Source organism: Paucibacter sp. B51, from assembly GCF_027863535.1.
GTDB lineage: Bacteria > Pseudomonadota > Gammaproteobacteria > Burkholderiales > Burkholderiaceae_C > Paucibacter_A > Paucibacter_A aquatilis.
In genome coordinates this window covers 1,744,379-1,768,739 of the sequence record NZ_JAPIVN010000001.1, presented here as the reverse complement: position 1 = coordinate 1,768,739, position 24,361 = coordinate 1,744,379, and the positions used below count along the sequence as shown (strand labels likewise).

At 66.6% G+C, this 24,361-nt stretch carries 21 protein-coding genes; 3 read left to right on the top strand and 18 right to left on the bottom strand.

Going from position 1 to position 24,361, the window contains the following annotated elements:
• Nucleotides 1-2 precede the first annotated feature (2 nt).
• From OOB33_RS07490 to OOB33_RS07460, 7 genes are all read right to left on the bottom strand, one after another.
• Nucleotides 3-1,121, bottom strand: a complete 1,119-nt coding sequence (locus tag OOB33_RS07490; protein ID WP_271008218.1) for a response regulator — start codon at nt 1,119-1,121, stop codon at nt 3-5.
• 44 nt (nt 1,122-1,165) lie between these two features.
• Nucleotides 1,166-5,137: a response regulator gene (locus OOB33_RS07485; RefSeq protein WP_271008217.1), complete on the bottom strand. Its 3,972-nt coding sequence runs from the start codon at nt 5,135-5,137 to the stop codon at nt 1,166-1,168.
• Entirely contained in the window at nt 5,134-6,120 is a 987-nt protein-coding gene (locus OOB33_RS07480; RefSeq protein WP_271008216.1) for an ABC transporter substrate-binding protein, read from the bottom strand. The genes OOB33_RS07485 and OOB33_RS07480 overlap by 4 nt, the downstream gene beginning before the upstream one ends.
• Before the next feature lie 174 nt (nt 6,121-6,294).
• On the bottom strand, nt 6,295-7,416 hold the full coding sequence (locus OOB33_RS07475) for a GGDEF domain-containing protein (protein ID WP_271008215.1): 1,122 nt from the start codon (nt 7,414-7,416) through the stop codon (nt 6,295-6,297).
• Between the two features lie 208 nt (nt 7,417-7,624).
• Nucleotides 7,625-8,557: a class I SAM-dependent methyltransferase gene (locus OOB33_RS07470; protein ID WP_271008214.1), complete on the bottom strand. Its 933-nt coding sequence runs from the start codon at nt 8,555-8,557 to the stop codon at nt 7,625-7,627.
• Between the two features lie 25 nt (nt 8,558-8,582).
• Nucleotides 8,583-8,948 carry a hypothetical protein gene (locus OOB33_RS07465; RefSeq protein WP_102768176.1) on the bottom strand — a complete coding sequence of 122 codons (366 nt, stop codon included), beginning with the start codon at nt 8,946-8,948 and terminating at the stop codon, nt 8,583-8,585.
• 36 nt (nt 8,949-8,984) lie between these two features.
• Nucleotides 8,985-9,167 (bottom strand): DUF2256 domain-containing protein, encoded by a 183-nt coding sequence (locus OOB33_RS07460; RefSeq protein WP_171827384.1) that lies wholly within the window; start codon nt 9,165-9,167, stop codon nt 8,985-8,987.
• Nucleotides 9,168-9,396: 229 nt separating this feature from the next.
• Here OOB33_RS07460 and OOB33_RS07455 point away from each other — a divergent pair, with 229 nt between their 5' ends.
• On the top strand, nt 9,397-9,702 hold the full coding sequence (locus tag OOB33_RS07455) for a hypothetical protein (protein WP_271008213.1): 306 nt from the start codon (nt 9,397-9,399) through the stop codon (nt 9,700-9,702).
• Nucleotides 9,703-9,738: 36 nt separating this feature from the next.
• On the opposite strand, the gene OOB33_RS07450 is transcribed toward OOB33_RS07455, so the two are convergent.
• Together OOB33_RS07450 and OOB33_RS07445 are read right to left on the bottom strand one after the other, a co-directional pair.
• Nucleotides 9,739-10,416 (bottom strand): DsbA family protein, encoded by a 678-nt coding sequence (locus OOB33_RS07450; RefSeq protein WP_271008212.1) that lies wholly within the window; start codon nt 10,414-10,416, stop codon nt 9,739-9,741.
• On the bottom strand, nt 10,410-11,303 hold the full coding sequence (locus OOB33_RS07445) for an MBL fold metallo-hydrolase (protein WP_442953039.1): 894 nt from the start codon (nt 11,301-11,303) through the stop codon (nt 10,410-10,412). Before OOB33_RS07445 ends, OOB33_RS07450 begins: the two co-directional genes overlap by 7 nt.
• Nucleotides 11,304-11,496: 193 nt before the next feature.
• Here OOB33_RS07445 and OOB33_RS07440 point away from each other — a divergent pair, with 193 nt between their 5' ends.
• The gene (locus OOB33_RS07440; protein ID WP_271008210.1) at nt 11,497-12,408 is read left to right on the top strand and encodes a LysR family transcriptional regulator; all 912 of its coding nucleotides are present in this window, start codon (nt 11,497-11,499) and stop codon (nt 12,406-12,408) included.
• A gap of 15 nt (nt 12,409-12,423) precedes the next feature.
• Here OOB33_RS07440 and OOB33_RS07435 read toward each other — a convergent pair whose 3' ends face one another.
• The 8 genes from OOB33_RS07435 to OOB33_RS07400 form a co-directional block, all read right to left on the bottom strand.
• Complete coding sequence (locus OOB33_RS07435; protein ID WP_271008209.1) at nt 12,424-12,822, bottom strand: hypothetical protein; 399 nt, start codon at nt 12,820-12,822, stop codon at nt 12,424-12,426.
• A gap of 322 nt (nt 12,823-13,144) precedes the next feature.
• Complete coding sequence (locus OOB33_RS07430; protein WP_271008208.1) at nt 13,145-14,401, bottom strand: sugar MFS transporter; 1,257 nt, start codon at nt 14,399-14,401, stop codon at nt 13,145-13,147.
• Nucleotides 14,402-14,489: 88 nt separating this feature from the next.
• Nucleotides 14,490-16,991, bottom strand: coding sequence for a GH92 family glycosyl hydrolase (locus OOB33_RS07425; RefSeq protein WP_271008207.1), 2,502 nt, complete (start codon nt 16,989-16,991; stop codon nt 14,490-14,492).
• A 269-nt stretch (nt 16,992-17,260) separates the two neighbouring features.
• A complete protein-coding gene (locus OOB33_RS07420) occupies nt 17,261-18,718 on the bottom strand; it encodes a glycoside hydrolase family 47 protein (RefSeq protein WP_271008206.1) in 1,458 nt (485 codons plus the stop codon).
• Nucleotides 18,715-19,656: a carbohydrate kinase family protein gene (locus OOB33_RS07415; RefSeq protein WP_271008205.1), complete on the bottom strand. Its 942-nt coding sequence runs from the start codon at nt 19,654-19,656 to the stop codon at nt 18,715-18,717. The genes OOB33_RS07420 and OOB33_RS07415 overlap by 4 nt, the downstream gene beginning before the upstream one ends.
• Nucleotides 19,649-20,893, bottom strand: coding sequence for an AGE family epimerase/isomerase (locus OOB33_RS07410; protein ID WP_271008204.1), 1,245 nt, complete (start codon nt 20,891-20,893; stop codon nt 19,649-19,651). The genes OOB33_RS07415 and OOB33_RS07410 overlap by 8 nt, the downstream gene beginning before the upstream one ends.
• Before the next feature lie 90 nt (nt 20,894-20,983).
• Nucleotides 20,984-21,985 (bottom strand): LacI family DNA-binding transcriptional regulator, encoded by a 1,002-nt coding sequence (locus tag OOB33_RS07405; RefSeq protein ID WP_102768186.1) that lies wholly within the window; start codon nt 21,983-21,985, stop codon nt 20,984-20,986.
• Nucleotides 21,982-22,152 carry a hypothetical protein gene (locus OOB33_RS07400; RefSeq protein WP_171827374.1) on the bottom strand — a complete coding sequence of 57 codons (171 nt, stop codon included), beginning with the start codon at nt 22,150-22,152 and terminating at the stop codon, nt 21,982-21,984. Before OOB33_RS07400 ends, OOB33_RS07405 begins: the two co-directional genes overlap by 4 nt.
• Before the next feature lie 416 nt (nt 22,153-22,568).
• Between OOB33_RS07400 and OOB33_RS07395 the strand changes: the two genes are divergently transcribed.
• Nucleotides 22,569-23,012 carry a hypothetical protein gene (locus OOB33_RS07395; protein ID WP_271008203.1) on the top strand — a complete coding sequence of 148 codons (444 nt, stop codon included), beginning with the start codon at nt 22,569-22,571 and terminating at the stop codon, nt 23,010-23,012.
• A 165-nt stretch (nt 23,013-23,177) separates the two neighbouring features.
• Here the strand turns inward: OOB33_RS07395 and OOB33_RS07390 are convergent, their stop codons facing one another.
• Entirely contained in the window at nt 23,178-24,278 is a 1,101-nt protein-coding gene (locus tag OOB33_RS07390) for a serine hydrolase domain-containing protein (RefSeq protein ID WP_271008202.1), read from the bottom strand.
• Nucleotides 24,279-24,361: the final 83 nt, after the last annotated feature.

The following is a 24,361-nucleotide window of genomic DNA, read 5'->3' as shown; positions in this document are numbered from 1 at the left end:
CCTCAGCCCACCTCCTCGGCCGCCGGGTCCGCATAGCGCGCAGCGATATGGCGGAATTCCTCCTGCACCGCCATGAAGGCGTCCACCACATCGGGGTCGAAATGGCGGCCGCGCCCCTCGGCAATGATGCTCAGTGCGGTTTCGTGGCTGAAGGCTGGCTTGTAGACGCGACGGCTGATCAAGGCGTCGTAGACATCGGCCAGGGCCATCAGCCGGGCCGAAGTGGGAATGGCCTCGCCGCTCAGGCCCTGGGGATAGCCGCTGCCGTCCCATTTCTCCTGATGCGAAAGCGCAATCTCCTTGGCGAAGCGCAGAAACGGTGCCTCATGGCCCAGTCCCTGTTCAGCCCGGGCGATCGCTTCGAAACCCAGAGTGGTGTGGGTCTTCATGATCTCGAACTCGGCCTCGTCGAGCTTGCCCGGCTTGAGCAGGATGCGGTCCGGAATGCCGACCTTGCCGATGTCGTGCATGGGTGCCGACTTGAACAGCAGATGGATGTTCTCCGGCGTCAACAGCGCGGTAAAGCGCGGGTGGGTCTGCAGTTGCCGCGCCAGGCATTGCACATAGTGCTGGGTGCGGCGAAGGTGGTTGCCGGTTTCGTTGTCACGCGTTTCGCCGAGCGAGGCCATCGCCAGCACCACGACGTCCTGCAGAGCCTCGATCTCCTGGGTGCGGCGCGACACCTCGGCGGCCAAATAGTCGCTCTGGTTGCGTAAAAAATCAGTGGCCGCCTTGAGCGCCAGGTGCGTGCGGATGCGAGCGCGGACGATGGGCGGGCTGATGGGCTTGGTGATGTAGTCCACTGCGCCCAGCGACAGGCCCTGGGTCTCGTCATCCACCTCGGTCTTGGCAGTCAGGAAGATCACCGGAATGGCGGCCGAACGTGGTTCGGCCTTGAGGCGACGGCAGACCTCGTAGCCGTCCATACCGGGCATCATCACATCGAGCAGGATCAGATCTGGCAGTTGCGCGCCCTGGGTCAGATGCAGGCAGCGCTCGCCACTGTTGGCCACGGTCACGCGGTACTCGTCCTTGAGCAGACCGAACATCAGCTCCAGGTTGTCAGGCGTGTCGTCCACAACCAGGATCGTGGCTTTGGGGAGGGTGGGAATGCTGATCACGCTGAGAGCCCTTCCTGATCCGACTTGCGACCTGCAGTCTTGCTTCAAGCAGCGGGGGCACCCGCTCTGCCACCAAGCAGGCCATACCGCTGCAACAGCGCTTGCAAGATGGGCGCCACCCGATCGAAGTTGAACTGCCGCAATTCGCGCGCGAAAGCCTCGAAGCCAGCGCCCAGAGCCGCCTGCCACAAAGTGTCGTATTCCGCCAGCAAGGCCAGCGCCTCGGGGTCACCATCCTGCAACTGTTGCAGCAACACGGGGCCGTGGGCCCGCAGCTCATGCAACTGGCTTTGGCTCAGGCCCGGCCCGTCGGTGCTCTGCGTCACAGGCGCACTGGCGCTCGCCCGCAGATTGGGCATGGCCGCCTGCAAACCCTCCAGGAGTTGCTCCATGCCCTGCTCCAGAGCGAGCAACAGGGCTTGCAGCTCAGCGTCACGGGACAAGTCCACCTCCTCGCGTTGGCGCAGCGCATGCTCCAGCAGCTCGGCACGCTGCTGTACGTCGACCGCACCCAAGTTGCCGGCCACGCCCTTGAGGGTGTGGGCCAGCATGCGCGCCGCCTGGCCGTCCGCGGCCTGCAGCTGCCGCCGGATCTCGGCCGGCGCCTTGCCCTGCCCTTGCACAAACTTCGCCAGCAGCGATTGGTACAGCGCCAGCTTCTGACCCGTGCGGCTCAAGCCCAAGGCGGCCTGCAAGCCATGCACGGCGCGCAAGGCCTGCAGATCAAGCGGATCCGGCTCTGCCAGCCGCTGCTGCGGCGGCGCGTCATGGGGCTGCGATTGGGCGGTTCCGCGCCCGCCCGGCTGAATCCAGCGGGCCACCATTTGGTACAGCAGATCCGGCTCGACCGGCTTGGCCAGAAAATCATTCATGCCCGCGTCGAGGCAGGTCTGACGGTCCGCGGCCATGACATTGGCCGTCATCGCCACCACGGGCAGATCGGCCAGGCCTGGCATGGCGCGCAGCGCCCGCGTGGCCTCGGGCCCATCCAGGCGCGGCATGTTCATGTCCATCAACACCAGCGCATACGTCTGGGCTTGAAGTGCCAGCAAGGCCTGCTCACCATCGTCGCAGCAATCGACCTCCAGGCCAGCCTCGCGCAACAGCTCGGCAGCAATCTGAAGATTGATTTCGTTGTCATCCACCAGCAGCACCCGCGCGCCGCGCAGCTCAGCCAGGCGGGCTGCCGCCGGGCTTTCGCTCCAGCCCGCGCTGCGCTCGACCGATTTACGCTCGCCACCACTGAGCAGCAACATCAGGTTGTCGAGCAGCACCGATGCATTGATGGGCTTGACGATCACGGCATCGAAGCGCTCCTTGCGCGCCTGCTGCAACACCTCCTCGCGGCCAAAGCCGGTGACCAGCATCAGATGCGGCGCCCTGCCGCGCTGCTCGGCCCGCATGCGGCGTCCAGTCTCCAGGCCATCGAGCCCGGGCATCTGCCAGTCCAGCATGACCACTTCGTACGGCTGCGCCTGGTCTTCAGCCGCCGCCACTGCCGCCAAGGCCTCGCCACCGCTGGCTACGGCGTCCACCTGCAGACCAAAACCATCCAAGACCTCTCGAAGCACCGTGCGGGCACTGTCGTTGTCATCCACCACCAGAACGCGCCGCCCCTGCAGATCGACGGGCGAGGCCTCCAGCGGCAAGGCTTGCTGGCCCTTGCTCAGCACCGTGGTGAACCAGAAAGTTGAGCCCTGGCCGGGTTCACTCTCAACGCCGACCTCGCCGCCCATCATGTCTACCAGCTTGCGCACGATGGCCAGGCCCAGGCCGGTACCTCCGAACTGCCGACTGATTGAACTGTCGGCCTGCTGGAAGCTCTGGAACAAGCCTCCGATCTGCGCCGGGGTCATGCCAATTCCGGTGTCGCGAACCTCGAACCTCAGCAGCACCTCATCACTGCTCTCGCGCAACTTGCGCACCTGCACGGCCACCTCGCCCCGCGCCGTGAACTTGACGGCGTTGTTGCCGTAATTGATCAGCACCTGACCCAGGCGCAAGGGGTCGCCGACCAGCTGATCGGGCACGTCGCGGGCGACATCGAAGATCAGCTCCAGCCCCTTGTTCGCCGCCTTCTCGGCGATCAGGTTGGCAAAGTTGCTGAGCACCGCGCTGAGCTGGAACTCGATGCGCTCCAGGTTGAGCTTGTTGGCCTCGATCTTGGAGTAATCGAGGATGTCATTGAGGATGCCCAGCAAGTGGTGGGACGACAACTGGATCTTGCCCAGATAGTCTCGCTGCTTGCTGTCCAGCTCGGTCTTGAGCACCAGATGGGTCATGCCGATGATGGCATTCATCGGTGTGCGGATTTCGTGGCTCATATTGGCCAGGAAAGTGCTCTTGGCGCTGTTGGCCAGCTCGGCTTGCTCCTTGGCCTGACGCAGGGCCTCGGCACTGGCATGTTCGGCGCTGACATCTTCGAAGATGGCCAGCACGCCCTCACGGCCATCACCCAGACTGAAGCGCTTGCCGGCGATGCGAGCCCAGAACAGCTGCCCGTCCTTGCGCACCATCTGTATCTCGTAGTGATGCAAGCTGTCCGCGGCCAGGGCCTGATAGACCTCGCGACCACTGTGTTCAAAATCGTCCTCGCTGGCATAGAGCGCGCGTGTGGACTGACCGATCAGTTCGCCAGGCTCCCATGCGAAGATCTCTTCAAAACGCCGGTTGCAGCGCAGCATGCGGCGCTCGCTGACCAGCACGATGCCGACCGAGGCGGTTTCGAAAATGGCCTCCAGCTCCTGCGATGCCAGGCGCAGCCGGCTCTGCTCGGCCTCCAGCGCGGCTGCAGTCTCTTGCAACCGGGCCGTGCGCTGCGCGACCAGGCCCTCCAGCTCGGTGTTGAACGCGCGAATCTCATCTTCGGCCCGCTGCCGCTCGGTGACATCACGCAAGATGACGGTGAACAAGCGTTCACCCTTGACGGTCATGTGAGAAATCGAAGCGTCCGCCGGGAACTCCTGGCCGTCGAATCGCCGGGCGTAGACCACCGTCAATCGCCCCATCGCTCGCGCACTCTGGCCACTGATGGCAAAGGCATCCATCTGCGCGCCATGGCCCGCACGGAACCGCTCTGGCAAGAGCTCATCAATCGCGAGCCCGATCAGCTCATGCTCCTCGCAGCGAAACATCCGTGCAGCAGCCGCATTGCACAAGGTGATGCGATGCTCGGCGTCCACCGTGATGATGGCATCCATGGCCGTGTTGAAGATGGCTGCAAGGCGAGCACGACCGTCTTCCAGTTCCTGTCGCGCCTCGCGGATGCGCTCGGTCATGGTGTTGAAACTCTGAGCCAGGCGCATGACCTCGCGCGAGCCAGCTTCCGGCACTGGCTGTTTGATGTCACCACTCTCCGAAAACTGCAATGCCGCCTCTTCCAGGCGCGCCAGAGGCTGAATCACACGTCGGTGCAAGAGCCAGGCCAAAAGCAGCATCAAGCCGACCGACACGCCCACCTGCGGCCAGAAGCGCCGCATGGCCTGGTATTTCATGTGGGCGTACTCATGGCTGAGTTGATACTCCAGCCAGATCACACCACGGCCGAGATCGCGCAACTGGTTCGCGTCACGCCCCGAAGCAAAGGGCTGCATGACCGACACCCGCAAACCATCCGCCGACACCGCCAGATCAGGCCGACGGCTGTCCACCACGCGCTGAAAGCGAACTGCGTCAAAGCCGGGCAAGGTTTGGCTGGCTGGCCGGTCTTGCCAAGCCAGACGATGAGCCAGGCGAACCATGCCGGAGGCATCGACCAGAGCCAACTGCGCGATGCGCGGCTCTGCCGACTCCACCGACAGATCGGAGGCCACATGGTCGGGTCGATCGATCCAGTCTTGTTCAGCCGCACGGGCCAAAGCCGCGGCCCGCTGGATGGCATCCTGCCGAGCCCGCTCCAGCGCGGCTTCGCGCCCGCGCGAGACCGCGTCGGCGAAGGCCAGCACCAGCGCCAGCACCAAGACCGCCAGCACCGCCAGCGGCAGCGTGATACGCAAAGAGCTGCTGAGCCGGGTCATGACGCCGGCAAGCCTCGCAGATCCACCAAGGACTGCAGGTCGAGTGGTTTGGCCAGCAAGCCCTGCTGCAACATCACCGTCATCAGACCGCGCCCCGCCTGCTGCACCAAGCCGCCCGCGCTGAGCAGTCGGCGGTTCTCAAGCAAGTCGGGAAACAACATGCCGCGAAAGGCACTGTGCACCTGGTCTGGAGGCAACTGCAGCCGCGGCGCCAGCAGGGGAAAGGCCTGCGCCGATTCCGAGCGAAAAAACGCCAGCGCCGCGAAATGCGCGTCGATCAAGCGGCGCAAGGCCTGACCGTTCTGCTCAAACACAGCGCCCTTCGCCGCCAGAACATCGATGATGCGCCCGGGAATGGCACTGCTGTCAAACAGGCGCAGGGCCCCCTGCTGCTCCAGGCGCGTGGCCCAGGGCTCGGCACTGATCACCGCGTCGACCGCACCACTGAGGTACACATCAACACTGCGACCCAGCGTCATGCTCACCTTGTGCACCTGGTCGATGCGCAGCCGCGCGGCATCCAGTACAGCACCCAGCATCACCGCCCCCGTGGCGCTGTCTTCCACGCCGATGCGCAGACCCTTCAAGGCGCTGAGCTGATCCACGCCGGGCCGGACCATGAGCACATCAACCCCGGCCGACTGATCCAGCACGAGAGCCACACGCAGATCGACACCATCGGCGCGTGCCGTGAGCAGCTCATCGAGGGTCAGTGCGGCGGCCTCCAACTGACCCGTGGCCAGGGCGCGCAAGATTTCGGTGTTGGAGCGCAGCTCCACCAGACGCAGCAGGTGCTCGTCCAGCAGCCCCATCTCGCGTGCCAGAAACAAGAGCTCATAGCCTGGGAAGACGATGCTGCCCACCCGCAGCGGCGGCTGCGGCGCGCGGCAGGCGCTCAAAGGCAGGCCCAAGCTTCCCGCCAACACCGCAGCGCCGGCCCATCGCAGACTCTGGCGCCGCTCCGTCTTCGGAACAACGGGCACCGCGGAGCGGGAGCCATTCGCAAGGGCGCGGAGCAAAGGCATGCAGGGCATCCTCTCAAGCAAGTTGGGCTGAGGCTCGTTCAACTATACGAGCAGGCGAGGATCCATTCCCAAGGAAAAGCCGGGCTGTGGTGCCGAGGATTCACGTCGTGTGCAATCCGTGTAGACCGGCGGCTAGCCTTGCGAGAAAAACCGATAGCGCCCCTTGCCTTCCCGTTTGGCGCGGTACATGGCGGCATCGGCCTTGCGGCGCAGCTCGGCGCCGCTGTCGGCATCGTCGGGGAAACCGGCAATGCCCACGCTGGCGCCCACCTGCAGCACCCGGCCTTCGATCGGGCAGGGCTGGGAGACGGCCGCGATCAGGCTCTGCGCCACCTTGGCCGCTGCGCCAAGCTCGCTCATGGCCGGCAGGATGACCAGGAACTCATCGCCACCGATGCGCGCCACCGTGTCCTGGGCCCGCAGGCAGCCACGCATGCGCTGCGCCACTTCGCGCAGCACCTGGTCGCCGACCGGGTGGCCGTGGTTGTCGTTGATGGCCTTGAAGCCATCCAGGTCGACGAACAGCACGGCCAGTTTGCCGCCGCTGCGCCGCGCCTGGTGCATGGCCACGCCGATGCGGTCTTCGACCAGGCGCATCGAGGGCAGACCGGTCAGCTGGTCGTGTGTGGCGCTGCGTTCGATCACCTGACGCTGCGCCTCCAGCTCGCCCAGCAGGTCGAGCAAGGCGGCGTTCTGCGCCCCGACCGCGCGGATGATGAAGTACACAAAGATCAGACTGACGAAGATCAAGCTCAGCCAGGCCGATGGCAGGGTTTGGTAGCGCTCCAGATTGATGGACGCTTGCAACCAGCCGCCGACATGGCCGGCACCCGCCACCGACAGCACCAACACCAAGCTGAAAGCCAGCATCAAGGTGATGCGCACCGAGTGAACGATGCCGGCGATCAGGCAGCTCAGCACCAGCCAGAAGATGCTGGATGCGGCAATGCCGAAGCTGAACACCCCCGACACCCCCACCACCCAGCACAGGCCGATGAACAGGCCCGACAAGGTGGTTTCAGACAGCCGTTTGCGCCAGCAATACACGGCCAGCACGCAGGCACCGAGCAGGATGTGCAGCCAGTAGACCGGCAACCAACCCGTGCCCAGGCTGCGCATCACCGACAACGGCATGCCGATGCCGGCGATCACCAGCAGGCCGCCCCACAGGCGCTCCAGAAACGTGCGCTTGATCGCAGTCAGGCGCGCGGCCAGGCTGGGCGTTTCGCCCTGCAGGCTGTCTTTGCCCTTCATACCGTCAGGCACGGCGCCAGCGCGCCACGCCCCCCGAGGCGGCTTGGGGCGCAGGCGCCCACACAACACAGGGGCTCGCAGGGCGAGGCCACAAGAAGCGCGGGCCGAAGCCGGCGCGGACAGGAAAGCAAGGCTGGCAAGATCAAGGAACCCGGGAGACGGGCCGGTTCGGTCAGGATGGGCGCGGCGATGGTAGCAGCGGCAGGTGTCAGGCCGGCGCCTGGTAGACCAGCACCTTGAGCGCCCGCTCGTCCGAGATATCGGCAAAAGCGGGGGGATTCTCAAGCCGGCGCAGAAAGCGCAGGTCCGGCGCCAGCTCGGCCATCTGATCCTGCAAAAAAGCCATGCCCAGCTTGGGCGTGTTCAGACAGAGCAAGACCTGGCCCCCAGGCGTGAGCAGATCAGGCAGGCGGCGCATCAGGCGGGCGTAGTCCTTGGTGGCGACAAAGCTGCCTTTTTGGTAGCTGGGCGGGTCCAAGATGATCAGCGGATACGGGCCGGCACGGCCGATCTTGCCCCAGGAGTTGAAGATGTCGTGGGCCAGAAAGCTGGCGCCGCTGCTGAGGCCGTTGAGCACATGGTTGCGCCGGCCGGTGGCCAGGGCACCGTCGCTCATGTCCACATTGATCACCTGGCCGGCCCCGGCACGCAGGGCCACCACCGAGAAGGCGCAGGTGTAGGCAAACAGATTGAGCACCTTGAGGCGCTCGGGCTGAGGCTGTGCCGCCACCTGCTCGGCCAACCAGCGCCGGCCCTCGGCCATGTCCAGAAACAGGCCGTGGTTCTGGCCCTTGAGCACATGGACCAGGTAGCGCAGGCCGCCTTCGCTGACCACATGGGGCTCGGGCACCTGGCCGGCCATCAGCCGGGTTTCCAGCTGGCCCTCTGCCCGGCATTGGTAGACCCAGTTCAGCGCCTGCCCGGGCGCGATCTCGGCCAGGCGTCGGGCCAGGGCCTCATGCACGGCGGCCAGCTGGTCCTCACCGGCCGGCGCGAAGCTGGTCAGCACAAAAACGGGCGGAAAAGCATCGAGCGACAATTGCTCGCATCCGGGGAACAGGCCGCCGCGGCCATGGAAGAGGCGTTGGGCCTCGCTGGGCAGAGAAGCCATCTGGGCGATGGCGTGGAGAAGCGCTTGCATGGGCGGCATTCTCGCCGCCCGGGCGTCAGTCCTTGGGTGGCGCGTCGACCGAAGCCATGGCCGCGGCATCCGGCAAGGGGTAGGCATCGGCCACATAGGCCGGCCCCTTCATCACCCGCACCACAAAGCATCCAGTGGCCACAGCAATCCACAAGCTCCAGTGCAGCAACAGCCAGCCCAGCAGGCCGTACATCCACAGGCCCAGCGCACGCTCGGCCGGGCCGGCCGGCGCATCGACCGAGGACCAGCTGGCCAGCCACAAAGCACCCAGGGCCAGCAGCGGTAGCGCCGTGCCCCAGAACAGCAGGGCCGGCAGGCGGCGCCAGATGCGCTGCTCCAGGCCCGGCGCGGCCTTGTGAAAACCTGGGAGCTTCTGGAACAAGCGGGACATGGTGAAAGCGTCTTTCGCTCGGGGTGGCCGGGTGACTCAGCCCGCCTTCGCGGGGCTGCGTCGGCAGCGCTCGGAACAGTACTTGACCTCGGCCCAGTTCTTGGCCCAGCTGCGGCGCCAGCTCATGGGCCGACCGCAGGCCAGGCAGGGCTTGGACGGCAGGCTGGCCTTGTTGCCGCGAAAAGAACCCGGCGCCTCGCTGCGTGACTTTTCCTTCATGCCGGCACGATACGCCAAAGCCAGAGCGGACTTGTGACCGGGGTCAAAAGCCGCAGCAAAGCGCCGTGAAGCCCGGTGGCGCGTGGGAAAAGGCCGCATGGCATCTGTGACGAAACGCACAGACCGCATGAGCCGCGCGGACTATCGTTGCATCCATCGTCAGCACGGGCATGGCCTCCAGGCACGGCCCCGCCCCTCGCGCAGACACACCGCCCAGGAAAGCAGCCCCATGAAGCTCTCGTTCAGCTCAGACACCCAGTTCGCTCCCTGCGAAAACGAAGCCTGGCGCTGCCCTTGCTGCAACAGCGGCGTGCACCGTGTCAGCCGCCGCTCCCTGGACCGGATCTGGAGCTGGCTGGTGCCATCCTGGCGCTACCGCTGCCGCGACCGGCAATGCGGCTGGGAAGGGCGGGTCGCCCTGAGCCGGCTCAGCGAGCGCCAGCGCCACGCCCACGAGCGCAACCCCTACCGGCACCGCAGCTCCGAGCTGCCGCGCCGGGCGCGCATCGGGCAGCTCGTGCGGGGCTGGCACTGACCCCGTCCCTGCCCCCGGTTCCCCGGCGCAAGCCCGTCAAACCTGCACAAGCCCCAGCTCGGCCAGCAGCTCCGAGAACTCACCGTACAGCGCCTGGCCGCGGATCACGCGACGGCCCGCCGGCGTTTCGCACACCAGGGCCGGCACGCCGTGCAAGCCCAGCTCGCGCATCAGGGCTTGGATCTGCTCGCGGCGCTGCGCCTCCAGCGCCAACAGATCGGCATCGGCCTCCTGCAGCCGCTCGGCCGCGGCATGCAAACCGTGTGCTTGCAGCAAGTCGATCAGCGGCGGCCGCGCGGTGATGTCCAGGCCCTCGATATAGCGGGCCTGCTGGATGTGGCGCAAAGCCTCCAGCTCGCGCTCGGGCGCTGTCAGGGCCACGGCGCTCAAGGCCAGGTAGGCCGGCCCGGCATCGAAGCTGGCGCCGATCTGGCCCAGCACCTCGCGGCGGTAGCGCTCGCTGAAGCGCTGGCCGGTGAGCTGCTCGATGCGCACATCGTTGGCCCAGGCGTAGTCGGCAAAGCCGGCGTCCATGCGGCGCGCCCCGCTGCCGCTGAACAAGCCCGTGGGCGCCAGGCTCAGGCCGGTGCCCGGCACGCCCTGCAAATGCACCGCCAGGCGATCGATCAAGGGCGCGGCGCCGTAGCACCAGCCGCACAGGGGGTCGAACAGGTAGTGCAGACTCAGGCCCGTGGCTGCACCGCGGCTCACCATTTCATTTCACCGGTGTTGACCTTGGCGCCGATGTCCAGGGACAGCGCGCCCTCGCTCAAGTTGGGGTAAGCCTTCTTCATGGCCGCGATCAGATCGGCGCTCTGGGTGTGGGCGGCCAGGTTCTTCTCGAAGCTGAGCAGATAGTCCTTGGTGAAGCGGATGGCGCTGGCATCCAGCGGGGTGCCGGCCGCCATATGACCGGGCACCACCTGGGCCGGCTTCAGGGCGGCCATCTCGTCCAGCTGGGCCACCCAGGCGGCGCGCTCAGCGGCGCTTTGGGTGTCGGCCGTCCAGACATGCATCTGGCCGACCACGGCGATATTGCCAACGATGGCCTTGATGGATGGGATCCAGGCGTAGGGGCGGTGCGCCAGCAGGCCTTGTGTGCCGCGGATTTCGATGGACTGGCCGTCCAAGGTCAAGGTGTTGCCCTCGATGGCACGCGGCAGCACCGGTTGGCTCGGCGCATTGGCGCCCATCTTGGGGCCCCAGAACGCCAGCTTGCCGGCCATCTTGGGCGCCAGCTTGGCCAGCACGGCGGGCGTGCTCAGCACCTCGGCCTGCGGAAAGATCTGCTTCAGGGTCTCGACGCCGAAGTAGTAGTCCGGGTCGGCCTGGCTGACGTAGATGGTGCGCAGGCTGCGGCCGCTGTCCAGCACCTGGGCGGCGATGCGCAAGGCGTCGGCGCGGGTGAAGCCGGCGTCAATGACCATGGCCTCTTTCTCGCCGTAGATCAGGGTCGAGTTGACGTTGAAGCTGCGGCTGTCGGCGTTGTAGACCTTGAGGCTCAGAGCCGGGGCGGAGGCCGGGGTGCTGGCCGGGCTGACATCGGCGGCCTGGGCCAGCGAAGCGGTGGCGCCCAGGCTCAGGGCGGTGGCGGTGGCCAAAACGGTGCTGCGGAAGTTCATGGTGGGTTCTCCAATCGGTGGCGGCCGGGGCCGCGGGGGTCTGAGGTTCAGCGAAAGCGGCGAGGACCGGGTTGGGCCCGGGCCTCTACGCGATGAAACGAACTTTAATTTCGCAAAACGATCAGATAAACCACCTAAACTTCACATCACTGTTTCACGTTTCGAGCAAATCATGGATCGACTGCGCGCCATGCAGGTGTTTGTGGAGGTGGTGAACACCGGCAGCTTCAGCGCCGCAGCCGAGCGGCTGGAGATGTCGCGCGCCATGGTCACCCGCCATGTGGCGGCGCTGGAAGAGTGGCTGGAAGCGCGTCTGCTGCAGCGCACCACGCGCAGCCTGACCCTGACCGATGCGGGCGAACACTGCCTGCGCCGCAGCCAGCAGATGCTGGCCCTGCAGCAGGATGTGGAAGAAGAAACCAGCGGCCTCGGCGACGGGCCGGACGGCCGCGGCGGCCAGCTGCGCGGCCAGCTGCGCCTGACCTGCAGCATGTCGTTCGCCTACGCCCAGCTCGCGGCAGCGGTGGTGGACTTTCTGCGCCAACACCCCATGCTCAAGATCGATCTCAATGCCAGCGAGGGCGCACTCAATCTGGTCGAAGCACGCATCGACCTGGCCATCCGCATCAGCGCCGAGCCCGACCCGGCCCTGATCGGCCGGCGCCTGGCGCCCTGCGCCTCGGTGCTGGTGGCCTCGCCCGACTACCTTGCCCGCCAGGGCGAACCGCAGCAGCCCGCCGATCTGGAGCGCCACCTGTGCCTGAGCTACGCCAATTTCGGCCGCAGCACCTGGCTGCTCAGCCGCGGCGAGGAACGCAGCGCCGTGACCTTGCGCAGCCATTTCAGCGCCAACGAAGCCACCTCGCTGCTGCAGGCCGCCCTGGCCGGCGGCGGCCTGGCCTTGCAGCCGCGCTATCTGGCCAACCCGCACCTGGCCAGCGGCCGGCTGCGCGAGGTGCTGCCGGACTGGTCGCCCCCCGAGATGGGCATTTACGCGCTCTACCCCTCGCGCCGCCACCTCTCGCCGGCGCTGCGGGCCTTGCTGGACTTTCTGGTGGCGCGCTTCGAGGCCGTGCCCTGGTGAAGCGCTGCGCCGGATTCAGCGCTTGTCGGCTTTGGCGCTGAAGCTGTCCGCAAAGCGCAGGTTCAGGGCATAGCGCTGCGGCCGGCCGCCCTGGCAGTCGAGGCTGGACACGGCGATGCGCACAGGGCTGTGATAACGCCGAGGTCCCTGGACCGTGAGCGCACGCGCGCGGCCCTGGGCATCGACTTCAAACTCGGCGCTCAAATCCGCCTCGCGGCCGTTGCGTTGCTGGCTGCTGGCCAGCAACTCGGCCAGCTGCTCCTGCACTGCCGGGCAGACCGACGGGCGGCCGCTCTGCGCCGCCTGCTCGGGCGTCAGTGCCGAGGCTCGGGCGCTGGGCGCCCCGCACAAGCTGACTGCAGAGAGCATGAGCGCGCCGAGAGCGGCACGGAGGGTGGGTGACTTCAACAACATGATGCGTACTCCAGGACGACGCCCCAGCGCGGCCGAACGACAGCCAGGCAGCGCACCGGGGGAGCATCAAGTTACGCAGAGCATCGGTGCGCGTCAGCCGGCACGAGACAGAGCTCGCAAATCCGCGGATCAAGCGGCAAATCTCGGGGACAGTCGGTCAGGCCACCAAGGTCGTCCGTGCCGCGCCTGGTGGGTCGAAAGTCATGCAGTCACGCCGCGCAAAAAAGAAAGCCGCCGACGCGGTGCCCCGCGCGGCGGCTTCTTCTTTTTTGCTCCAGCTCGGGGCGATGTTCGCTCGCCCCGCCGGTTCAGTGCGCGCGCCTCACTTGGCCGCGTACATGGACGCGTACTTGGCGCCGAAGTAGAGGATGAAGGCGTAGCAGGCGGCAGGCAGCAGGAAGGAGGTCTGCACGCCCATGGCATCGGCCATGGCGCCCTGCGCAAACGGCACCAGGGCGCCGCCGACGATGGCCATGCAGAGGATGCCCGAGCCCTGGCCGGTGTGCTTGCCCAGGCCGTTCAGCGCCATGCTGAAGATGGTGGGGAACATGATGGAGTTGCACAGGCCCACGGCCAGGATGGCCCACATGGCCACACTGCCCTTGCCGAACACGGCCGCCAGCACCAGGGCGATGGCCGCCAGCGAGTTGAAAGCCAGGGTCTTGCCCGGGCTGACCGTGCGCATCACCGCAAAGCCGATGAAACGGCCGATCATGGCGCCGCCCCAGTAGACGCTGACGTAATGCGCAGCGTCGCCATGCGAGAGGCCGGCGATGTGCGATTCACCGAGGAAGTTGACCAGGAAGCTGCCGATGCTGACCTCGGCGCCCACGTACAGAAAGATGCCGATGGCACCCAGCACCAAGTGGCGGTGCGACCAGGCCGAAGCCTTGTCTTCCGCGCCGGTGCTGACGGTTTCGCTGTCGCTGATCTGCGGCAGCTTGGCGGCCCAGAACAGCACGGCCAACAAGGCCAGGGCCGCTGCCAGACCCAGGTAGGGGCCGCGCACCGTGGCCGCATCGGCCGCCGTGCCCACGGCCGACAGGATCAACAGGCCGCCAACCGCCGGCCCGATGGTGGTGCCGAGCGAGTTGAAGGCCTGCGTCAGGGTCAGGCGGCTGGACGCCGTGCGGGCCGGGCCGAGCACGGTGACGTAGGGGTTGGCCGCCACCTGCAGCACGGTGATGCCCGAGGCCAGCACGAAGAAGGCAAACAGGAACACGCCGTAACCGCTGGACGCCGCCGGGTAGAACAGCGCGCAGCCGCAGGCCGCGATCAAAAGGCCGGCGACCGCGCCCTTTTGGTAACCGATGCGGCGGATCAGCGCACCTGCTGGCAGCGAGACGATGAAGTAGGCGCCGAAGAAGCAGAACTGCACCAGCATGGCCTGCACATAGCTCAAGGTGTAGATGGCCTTGAGGTGGGGGATGAGCACGTCGTTGAGCGAGGTGATCAGGCCCCACATGAAAAACAGCAGGGTGACGATGACCAGGGCGCTGGTGTGCTGCCCGGGCTCGGCGCCGCTGCCTCCCTGGATGTCCGCCGCCTGAGGCGCGCTGTGGTGTGCCATGTTTGCCATTGAATCTGTCTCCTGTTGTGGGTCTTGTCGGGTGTGGCTTGTGGTGTGGATCGCTGCGGGCTCCGAGCGCCAGGCTCGGAGCCAGGGCTCAGGGCTTGAGCCCTGCTGGCGCTTTGGGCAAATCGCGGGCGCGCGTGCCCCAACCTTGTGGGTCGGGCTGCGGGCTCAGCTTGAAGCTCAGGGTAGCACCCGACTGCAGGGCTTCCCATGAGAGCCATACCGGATGGTGTGCGCCACCCGCCCATGTGACGGCCTCGACAAAGCGGCGCTCGCCCGGTTTCGCCTCCGGCGCTTCGATGCGCAGGCTGCGGCCGCTGCTGCCAAGGTCGATCTCCGCACGGGCGAAGCGCGGCGCATGCAGCAGGAAGCGGCCGCTGCCCGGCATATCGGGGTAAAGCCCCAGGGCGCTGAACAGATACCAGGCCGACATGGTGCCCAGATCGTCATTGCCGGTCACGCCGTTGGGCGCATTGCCGAACAAGGTCTCGGCGGCGCGCAGCACGGTGGCCGTCTTCCAGGGCTGGCCGATCAGGGTGTAGACCCAGGGCGCATGCAGATCGGGCTCATTGTTCGGGTTGTAGCGGAACTGGCTGTAATAGCTGTACGGCCCCACCACCCAGGACTTGCGCACTGCGGCCGCCGGATCGGCGAGCAGGGCCTCGTAGTCGAAGAAGTGGTCCAGGCGCTGCGCCGCCCCCGCCGGGCCACCCATGGCCGACACCAGACCGGGGATGTCCTGCGGCACCAGCCATTGGTATTGCCAGGCCGTGCCCTCGTGGAAGCCACGCTCGGAGCGCGGGTCATAGCCGCCGTTCAACTCGGTGAACCAGCTGCCGTCCGCACGGCGCGGGCGCGGAAAGCCGCGCTGGCCGGTGGGCGCATCCAGCACGCGCTCGTCCCAGATGCGGCGCCAGTTCAGGGCACGCTGGGCCAGCACTTGGGCATCCTGCTTGTGGCCCAGGGCCTGGGCCATCTCGGCCAGGGCGCCATCGGCCAGCGCGTATTCCAGCGTCGACGAGGCGCCGTGGTGCGGGTCCACATCCATGCCCTTGGAGACAAAGCCACGGTCGTATTGGACGAAGCCCTGCTTCAGATAGCTGGGGTTGCCCGCCCGCCCCTGCGCGCGAATGCCGTGTGGCGGCACACCAAAGGCGTTCTCGCGCAGGGCAGCGTAGGCCTCGCGCTCGCGGCCCTTGAGCGCGCCCAGGCGCCACAGGTCCACCAGGAAAGGCGTCACCGGATCGCCCGTCATGATGTTGGTCTCGAAATTGGCATAGCCCCAGCGCGGCAGCCAGCCGCCCTGCTCACGGATCTTCAGCACCGAGTAGGCGATGTCGCGCGCGCGCTCGGGCCGCAGCAGGGCCAGCAGCTGGTTCTGCGTGCGGTAGGTGTCCCAGAGCGAGAAGAACTCGTAATAGGTCCAGTCCTTGCCGTGATGCTTGGCCGTGTGGATCGCATCGTCATAGCCGCGGTAGCGCCCGTCGGCATCGCTGCCGGTCAGGGGCTGCAAGAGCGAGTGGTAGAGCGCGGTGTAGAACACGGTGCGGTCGTCCACGCTGCCGCCTTCGATGCGCACGCTGCTCAGCTCACGCTGCCAGTTGGCCTCGGCCTTGGCACGCATGGCGTCGAAGCTCAGCGGCTCGCCGCCTGGGGCCAGGCCCTCGGCGCGCAGATTGATGCGGGCGCCTTCGGCATCGACATGCGAGATGGCACTGACCGCCGTCACCGCCGACTTGCCGCCTTGCAGATCAAAGCTCAGCCAGGCGCCGTGCGGGCGCGCTTCGCCTTGGTGGCTGGGCCCCTTGGCGCCGGGCCAGGCGCCGGCGCCGTCCCAGATGCCATGGGCCACAAAAGGTCGGTCGAAAACCATGCGGAACCAGGTGGTGTACTGAGCGCCGCCGCAAAAACTCTTGGTCGTGATCTTGCCTTCGATGCTGCGCTGGTCGTCCCCCACGCGCAGCTCGCTGCCGACCACCGAGTGCTTCTCGTTGGCCTGGCCCAGATTGACCAGCACATGGCCGGTGGGCGCGCCCGCGGCAAAGCGGTAGCGCTCGGCCGCCGCGCGGGTCAGGGCCGTGGCTTCGGCGGTGATGCCGCCGTAGCTGGTCAGCTGCACCTTGTAGTAACCGGCCTGGCCCACTTCGCCCGCATGTGTGTACTCGGCCGCGTAGCGCTTGTGGTCAAAGCTGCCGACCTTGGCCGTGTCGAAATCACCGCCCGGGGCGATGCGCCCCGTGACCGGCAGCACCGAGAGCTGGCCGCCCTGCTCCCAGCAGCCCGCGCCGGACAGGTAGGAATGGCCGAAACCGCGGATGCGGGTGTCGTTGTAGCGCCAGCCGGCGTAATGTTCGCCGGTCGGGCTGACCTGGATCATGCCGAAGGGCGCGGACGCTCCGGGGAAGGTGTTGCCGTCGTCCTGGGTGCCGATAAAGGTGTTGACGGGCATGCTGCCCACGCTGAGCGGTGCCGCCTCGGCCTGCAGTGGCACGGCGGCCGGCAGCAGGCAGAAGCCGGCCAGCAAGCCCAGTAGGCTGCGCATGCGCAAAGGCCAGGCGTTGCGGCGGACGGCGGCTGGGTACGTCCACTTCATGTCCCCCGGCCGCTCCGCGGCCTCCTCCTTGACTTCCGTGGCCGCACCCACCCACCGTCCGCCGCGGCCCACCATCTGGCGTTCCGCAAAAGCCCCGTTTGTTACAGGCGCCAAGCAGGCTGGAGGCGTGCCCCTGCGACGTAAGTCAAGGGGGAGCCCGCGAAGCGGGCGGAGGACATGGAGTCGCAGGGGTGCGTCGCCAGCCTGCGTCTCACGCAGTAGCACCCGAACACACAACCTAGCCAATTGCTTCATGGCAAACTCCTTGCTCAGCGCGCCTGCACCGGCGCCGACAGGCGCATCGGGTGGGCTTCGGTGTTGAAGGTCACGGCGTCAAAGTCCAGCACCGATTTCGGCGAGAACAGCAGGTAGAAGTACTTGAAGGTCTCGGCGAAGAGGAAGCTTTCCATCGAGTCTTCATGGACCTTGGTGCGCACATCCTTGAGTGCCGCATAGCCTGCTTCCGTGCGGCAGTGGCGCACGAAGTCCTCGAAGAACTCGCGGCCCATGGCGCGGTAGCGCGCTTCACCGGTCAGCTGGTGCAGGTAGTAGGCCGACTCGACGATCTCGGGGCGCAGCGCGTATTCGGGCGACAACACCTTCATGGTCTTGTAGTCCATGGACTCAGGCTCGATGCCGTGCAAGCGCCACATGCGCAGGTTCGACTCCTGCAGCTTGCGCGCGCGCTTGATGTCGCCGCCGATGGCCAGCAGGGCCGGCATGAAGGCATCCAGCGCGCCGTACTGGGTCTTGGTGCGGCGGCCGGTGTTCATGTCGGCGTGGCCGTACCAGAAGCCCGTCTTGGTCTCGTCGCCCAGCACCTTGTTGACGCCGGCAATGCTGTGGTCCCACATGGCCTTGCACTCGTTGTCACCGAACAGGCGCCAGCATTTGTACAGGTACTCGTAGTAGGAATCGATACCGCCGCCGATGTGGGCATCGGTGCGCTCCCAGCGACCGGTCTCGACGTTGATGGCCGAGCCGACCACGCCGTCCGGTGAGGCGCGGCGGTAGGTTTCCACCAGGGCGCGCTTGGCTTTCTCAAAATAGATCGGCTGGCCCGTCAGCTTGCTCAACATGCCGAACTCGATGATCAGCGTGCCGGTCTCGGCCGGGTTGCTGATCGTGCCGCTGACCTTGCCGCTGCGCAGATTGACATGGGTGTAGGGCAGGCCGGTGGGCGACTCGAACACCGGCAGCAAGCGCTTGCCCAGGTCTTCCGCCTTGGCCAGCAATCGGGCATCGCCGCTGAGCTGGTAGGCGGACACCAGGCCGCCCAGCAGGCGGATGGTGATCTCGAAGTTTTGCACCGAGAGGTCCTGGTCGAAGTTCAGCTGGCTGGCGATCAGCTCGCGCGCCTCGTCGGACTCTTCCTTCAGGCCCATCACCAGCAAGGTGCTGAGCGCATCGACCGGGGTCATCAGCAGCGAGCTCTTGTACCAGTTGTGGCTGCTCTTGCTCAGGGGCTTGAGGGCGTCCTGGCCCCAGGCGTACTGCTTGTAGCCGCGCCAGGCGTGGCGGGTTTCTTCCTTGACGCGCTGGGCCAGCTGGGCCGATTCGGCCTCGCTGACGGGCTTGAGCGCGGGCAGCGGCGCGGCCTGGGCCGAGGTGGCCAGGGTGGCCACGGCAGCCAGGCACAGGCCGCTGAGCGCGCGGCGCGCCGGAGCCGGAACCCAGGACGAGGACATCGAGGGCAAAGAAATCAAGGGCAAGAAATGGTGACTCATGAGGGAACCTTCTCTTTCGCGTGCTGTTCTTGAAGCTGATCGAACAACTGGCCCATGGCCAGCGGTGTCGGTGGGGTGGCGCCCGACTGCAGGCAGGCGGCGGAGCCGGCGGCCAGGGCCGCGTGCAGATGGGCTTGCAATAGGCGATCGGGGTGGCGGCTGAGGCTGTAGAGCAGACCGGCGGCGCTGGCATCGCCCGCACCCACCGTGTCCACCACCGCCACGGCCGGTGCTGTGGCGTCCACGCGCTCCTCGCCACGGTAGAGGCTGGCACCGTGGCCGCCGCGGGTCAGCAGGCACAGCGCACTGGGGTTGAGCGCGCGCAGGCGCTGCAGCGCTGCATCCAGTTCCAGCCCTGGGAACAAACCGCGCAAGTCGTCGTCCGAGACCTTGATCAGGTCGGCAACGGCGGCCATGCGATGGAGCGTCGGCGTGTAGCGTTCGTCCATCACCTTGCGGTAATTCGGGTCGTAGCTGATGGCCACGCCCTGCTCTTTCAAATGCTCGGCCAGGGCAACCAGGCGGCCGGCCAGCGGCTCGCGCGCCAGGCTGATGCCGCCGAAGTGCGCCCAGCGCAGCTTGCGCGACCAGCCCTCGGGCAGGGCCGTGGGGTCGAAATAGAGGTCCGCGCTGTCGTCGCCGATGAAGAAGTAGCGCGGCGGCTCGCCCTGCTCCACCATGGCCAGCAGGGGCGAGCGCGGCGCGCGCTGCATCAGGCGCAGGTCCAGGCCCACGGCCTCGCTGGCGGCCCAGAGCTCATCGCCAAAGCGGTCGGCGCTGACGGCCCCGGCAAAAGCCGTGCGCTCGCCCAGCGCCGCCAGCGCACGCGCCACATTCCAGGTGGAGCCGCCCACGCGGGCCAGCCACTGCGCCCCACCCTGGTGGATCATGTCGGTCAGCGCCTCGCCGGCGCAGAGCATCAGCGGTGCGTCATGCATGGCCTCGCTCCCCGGCCGCATCCGCAGCATCCAGCACCGCCACGATGTCATAGCAGGCACCCATGGTGTGATAGTCCACCTTGCCGGCTGGGCTCTTCTCGTCGCTGTACTTGCGGTTCTGCGCATCGAGAATGCGCCACCAGGCGCCATGCTCGTGGTCGACAAAATGCGTCCAGCTGTAGGCCCAGAGGCGCTCGTACCAGTCCCAGTAGAAGGGGTGCTTGGTGCGCTGGGCCAGCATGGCGGCGGCGGCCGCACTCTCGGCCTGCACCCAGAAGTACTTGTCCGCGTCGCAGATGTTCAGCTCGGGCGAGATGGAATAGCACAGGCCGCCATGCTCGGCATGCCAGCCCTTCTCCACCGCCACCTTGAACAGGCGCTCGGCCGTGGGCAGGGCCCAGCTCAGGTCGCGCTCCAGGGCGCCGCCCAGCGACTCCAGCTGCAGCAGCAGCTTTGCCCACTCGGTGAAATGGCCGGGCTGGTAGCCCCAGGGGCGGAACAGATTGGCCGGGTCCTCGATATTGAACTGCCAGTCGGGCTGCCAGTTGCTGTCGTAGTGTTCCCAGATCAGGCCGCCGCAGCGCTCGGCCTGGCGCTGGGTGATGTTGAAGGCCACGGTGTAGGCGCGCTCCAGATAACGCGTTTCGCCCGTGGCACGGTAGGCGGCCAGCAGCGCTTCGCAGGCATGCATGTTCGCGTTCTGGCCGCGGTAGCTGCCGCGCTCGCGCCAGTCGCGGCTGGCTTCGTCGGCATAGAGGCCGGCCTCGGGCTCCCAGAAGCTGCGCTCCATCAGCTCGAAGGTCTCGGCCACCCAGGGCCGCGCTTCTTCCAGGCCGGCCATCAGCGCATGCGAGTAGGCCAGCAGCACAAAGGCCTGGCCGTAGGCATGCTGGGTGCCGTCCAGCACTTCACGGCCGCCACTGTGGCAGCGCAGCAGCCAGCTGTACCCGCCAAACTCGGTGTCGCGGTGCGCCTCGCGCAGGAACTTCAGCGCATGGCGCAGGCCGTCCAGGTACTCGGGCTGGCCGAAATGGCGGTAGGCCATGGCGTAGGTGAACACAAAGCGCGTGCTGCTGACCAGATGGCGCTGCTCGGCGTCGTAGACCCGGCCATCGTCCTTGAAGAAGTGGTACATGCCACCGCTCCAGTCGATGCAGCGCGGGTGGTAGAAGCTCATGCTGTGCTGCGCATGGGCGAGCAGCACCGCCCGAGAGCGAAAGTCGGGGAGATTGGACATGGTGGTGAATTGAAAAGTTAGAGGCGTGAGGCGGGTGTCGATCGCTTCATGGCCATGCCTTGCATGCTTGGGAATGGGTCCATGAATGAATCAATCGTCACTGCTGCTTTCACGCACGATCATCTCGACCGGCAGAACCAGTTCGGTGGGGGGCTCATCGGGTTTGAGGCGCAGCAAGAGCTCCACGCCCGAGGCACCCAGCGCCTCCTTGTCCACATGCACCGTGCTCAGCGGCGGCACGGCCACGGCCGCGCTGCTGATGTCGTCGAAGCCGACAACCATGATGTCGTAGGGAATCTTCAAGCCTTCGTTGACGCAGGTCTTCATCGCCACCAGGGCGGTGCTGTCGTTGTAGCAAAACACGGCGTCGGGCCGCTTGGGCAGAGCCAGCAGGCTGCGCATGGCCTCCATCACGCCCTCGTCGCCCTCGCCCATGGTGGGCACGATGACTTCGAGTTCGGGGTCGGCATGCACCTTGGCCTCGAACAGCGCACGGCGAAAGCCGCGGATGCGCTGCTGGATGCTGTAGTGCGCGGGTGAGCCCGAGAGCATGGCGATGCGCCGCTTGCCATTGCGCAGCAGGTGCCGCGTGGCCAGGTAGCCGCCCAGCACATTGTCCGGGTTGATCGAGGACATGCCGCGCCGGTTCATGTCCACCAGCACCATGGGCTTGCCTGTCAGCATCAGCGCGCTCAGCACCTCGGGCTCGAAGAAGCCGGCGCACAGGATCGCATCGGGCGCATGCACCCGCACCTGCTCCAGCACTGGCTCGGCCGGGCCCACGACGATGAAGGACAGCGCAATCCCCTCGCGCCGGCAAGCGGCTTCGGCGCCATGCAGCACCGGCGAGAAGAAGGGGCTGGAGGCCAGCGTGTTGTGCTGGCTGTGCAGCAGGAAGGCGATACGCCGGATGCGTCCCTTCTTCAACTGCGAGAGGTCATAGCCGAGACGCTGCGCCGCCTCGCGCACCTTGTTGCGCGTCACCTCGGTCATGCCGGCCTGATTCTTCAGCGCCCGCGACACGGTGCCAATCGACAAGCCCGTGGCCTCGGCAATGTCGCGGATGGTGACCCCGCTGCCGTTTCCGCTCATGCCGGCACTCCGGGTTGCCGGAGCAGGCAAGACGGCGCGCCGATCGGCGCTGCGCGAACGCGCAACAAGCCCAGCAGCGGCGATTCTGAAATCATCTTCAGCAGCAACACGGTGTCTCCGGTGTTCTCGGTCTTGGGTTTAATAAACGCATCATCGTGCGCTTGCAAGGCGCGGGCGAAGGCACTTCACCCGGCTTTGTTCATGGGTGATGTTTATATCCAGCGCCTTTTTGAGCGTCAACCAAAGCGACGGAAGACAGGCGTTTTTAGCGCGGTTTACTAAACAAGCGCGAAGCACTCAATCTCGACAGGCGAATTTGGACGCAGCGGGGTGGCGTCAGCGCAGGGCTTGCGTCGTGAACAAGAAGGCCAGGCCGCGGACCGCGCCTTCAGGTTTTCTGTTCATCATCCAGCGACACGCCGCCAGGCGACCACTCGCCCCGGGAGCCCTGGATGCCGATTCGCCGGGCCTCCAGGCAGAATCCGGCAGATCAGGGCAAGCGGGGCGTCAGGCCCGCCGCTCAGCCCATCCTGAATAAATGAATGAATGAGTAAATGAACGAACGAAGAACGGAGCCGCATCCATGGCACTGACGAAAAAAGGCGAGTTCTGGTACGGCACGACCTCGGGTGACACCCAAGCCGAGCTGCGCAGCTACAGCATCGCGAATCGCCACGAGGCCACTCGTTTCGCCGCATCCAAATGCAGCAGCTGCGGCTGCCGCAGCTTCGCGCTGCAGAGCGATGAAGAAGCCGGCGTGGCCATCCGCACCTGCACCGACTGCGGCCAGGAACACCTGATGGGCGACAGCGCCGACCATCTGGAAGGCGCCCAGCCTGAGACGCACGAGTGCGTGTGCGAGAACGAGGTGTTCGAGCTGATGTCCGGCGTCTCCGTGGTTGAGGGCAGCCACAAGGTTCGCTGGTACTACATCGGCTGCCACTGCGTGGAATGCAATCTGGTCGGTGTCTTCGCCGACTGGCCCTGTGAAGCGGACGACGCGGCGGCGTTTCTCGCCAAGGTGTGAGGGCCGGCCGAATCCCACTCCGGGATCAGGCTCGCAAGCTCGGCGTTACCACGCCTGGCCCAGCGTCAGGCCTCCCGCCTCAAGCCCTGGCTTGAGCAAGACCTGACCCTCTCTCACTGGCGCGCCAGGCCTTGGCGGTTCAATGCCCCCCCCCCGATCCCTCCATCAATTCGCCAGCAAGGCCGGCAGCAGGTGCTTGGCCAGCAAATCCATGGTCAGCTTCGGGGCGTTACGCACTTGGTAGTTGCTGCTGGTGATCACGACCACGGCGTCCAGCTCGGGAATGATCTGCACCGTGTTGCCGCCGGCGCCGTTCATGGCCCAGCTGCGGATGCGGCGCTCGCCCACCTGGAACTGATGGCCCCAGAACAGGTAGCCGTAGTCCGTGCCATCCTCCATGCGCGCCTGCGGGCTCAGCGAGGCCGCCACCCAGGCGGCGGGCATCAGCTGCCGGCCTTGCCAACGGCCACCATCGCGGTAGAGCTGGCCGAGCTTGAGCAAATCGAGGCTGCGCAAGCCCAGCCCGCCACCGGCTTGCGGGATCGGAGGCCCGGCTGGTTGCTGCTGCGGCACGGCCGGCATGAATTGCCATTGGGCCGCCGTGATGCCCAGCGGCTCGAACAGGCGGCGCTGCGCGTACTGCGCCAGGGGCTCGCGCACCGCCGCGCTCAAGGCCGCGCCCACGGTGCTGACCCCTGCCGTGCAGTAGCTGAAGGCGCGGCCGTGCGGCGAGTCCTTGGGCGCGGTGGCCCAGGCCGGAAAGCCGCGCATCGGCAGCTCCCAGAAAAAGCCCACCCAGTCTTCGACCAGGTACATGCGCTCCTCATTGCCGCGCGACCATTCGTTCCAGTCATTGCACTCCAGCGGCCCGCTCATGGTGATCAGGTCCTCGAAGCTGATGGCCGCTTTGCGGGGCTCGCGGCGCCCGTGTTCGGCCTGGCGCGGCAGGTGCTCCAGCACGCTGGCCTTGACGCTGGCCACATGCCCATCGGCAATGGCCAGGCCCAGCAACATGCCCGCCACCGACTTGGTGGCCGAGCGCGTGTTGCGCAGCGCCTCGCGCCCCTCCGGGTCGTAGTAGGCCTCGAAGACCAGCTGATCCTTGCGGGCGATCACGATGCTGGTGATCGCCTGGAACTGGCCGGCCCGCACCGCGGCATCGGCCGCTTGCAGCGGTGGCGTCTGCGCGGAGGCGCCTTCCGCGCTGAACACCAACAAGAACAGCAAAGAGCAGGACAGGACGACAAGATGGACGGGTCGCTTCACACAGGGCTCCAGGGCGTTGAACTTGGGGGCCAGCCTAGCAAAGGCCCTGAGCTGCTGGCTTGTACGCAAGCAACCTGAGCGGG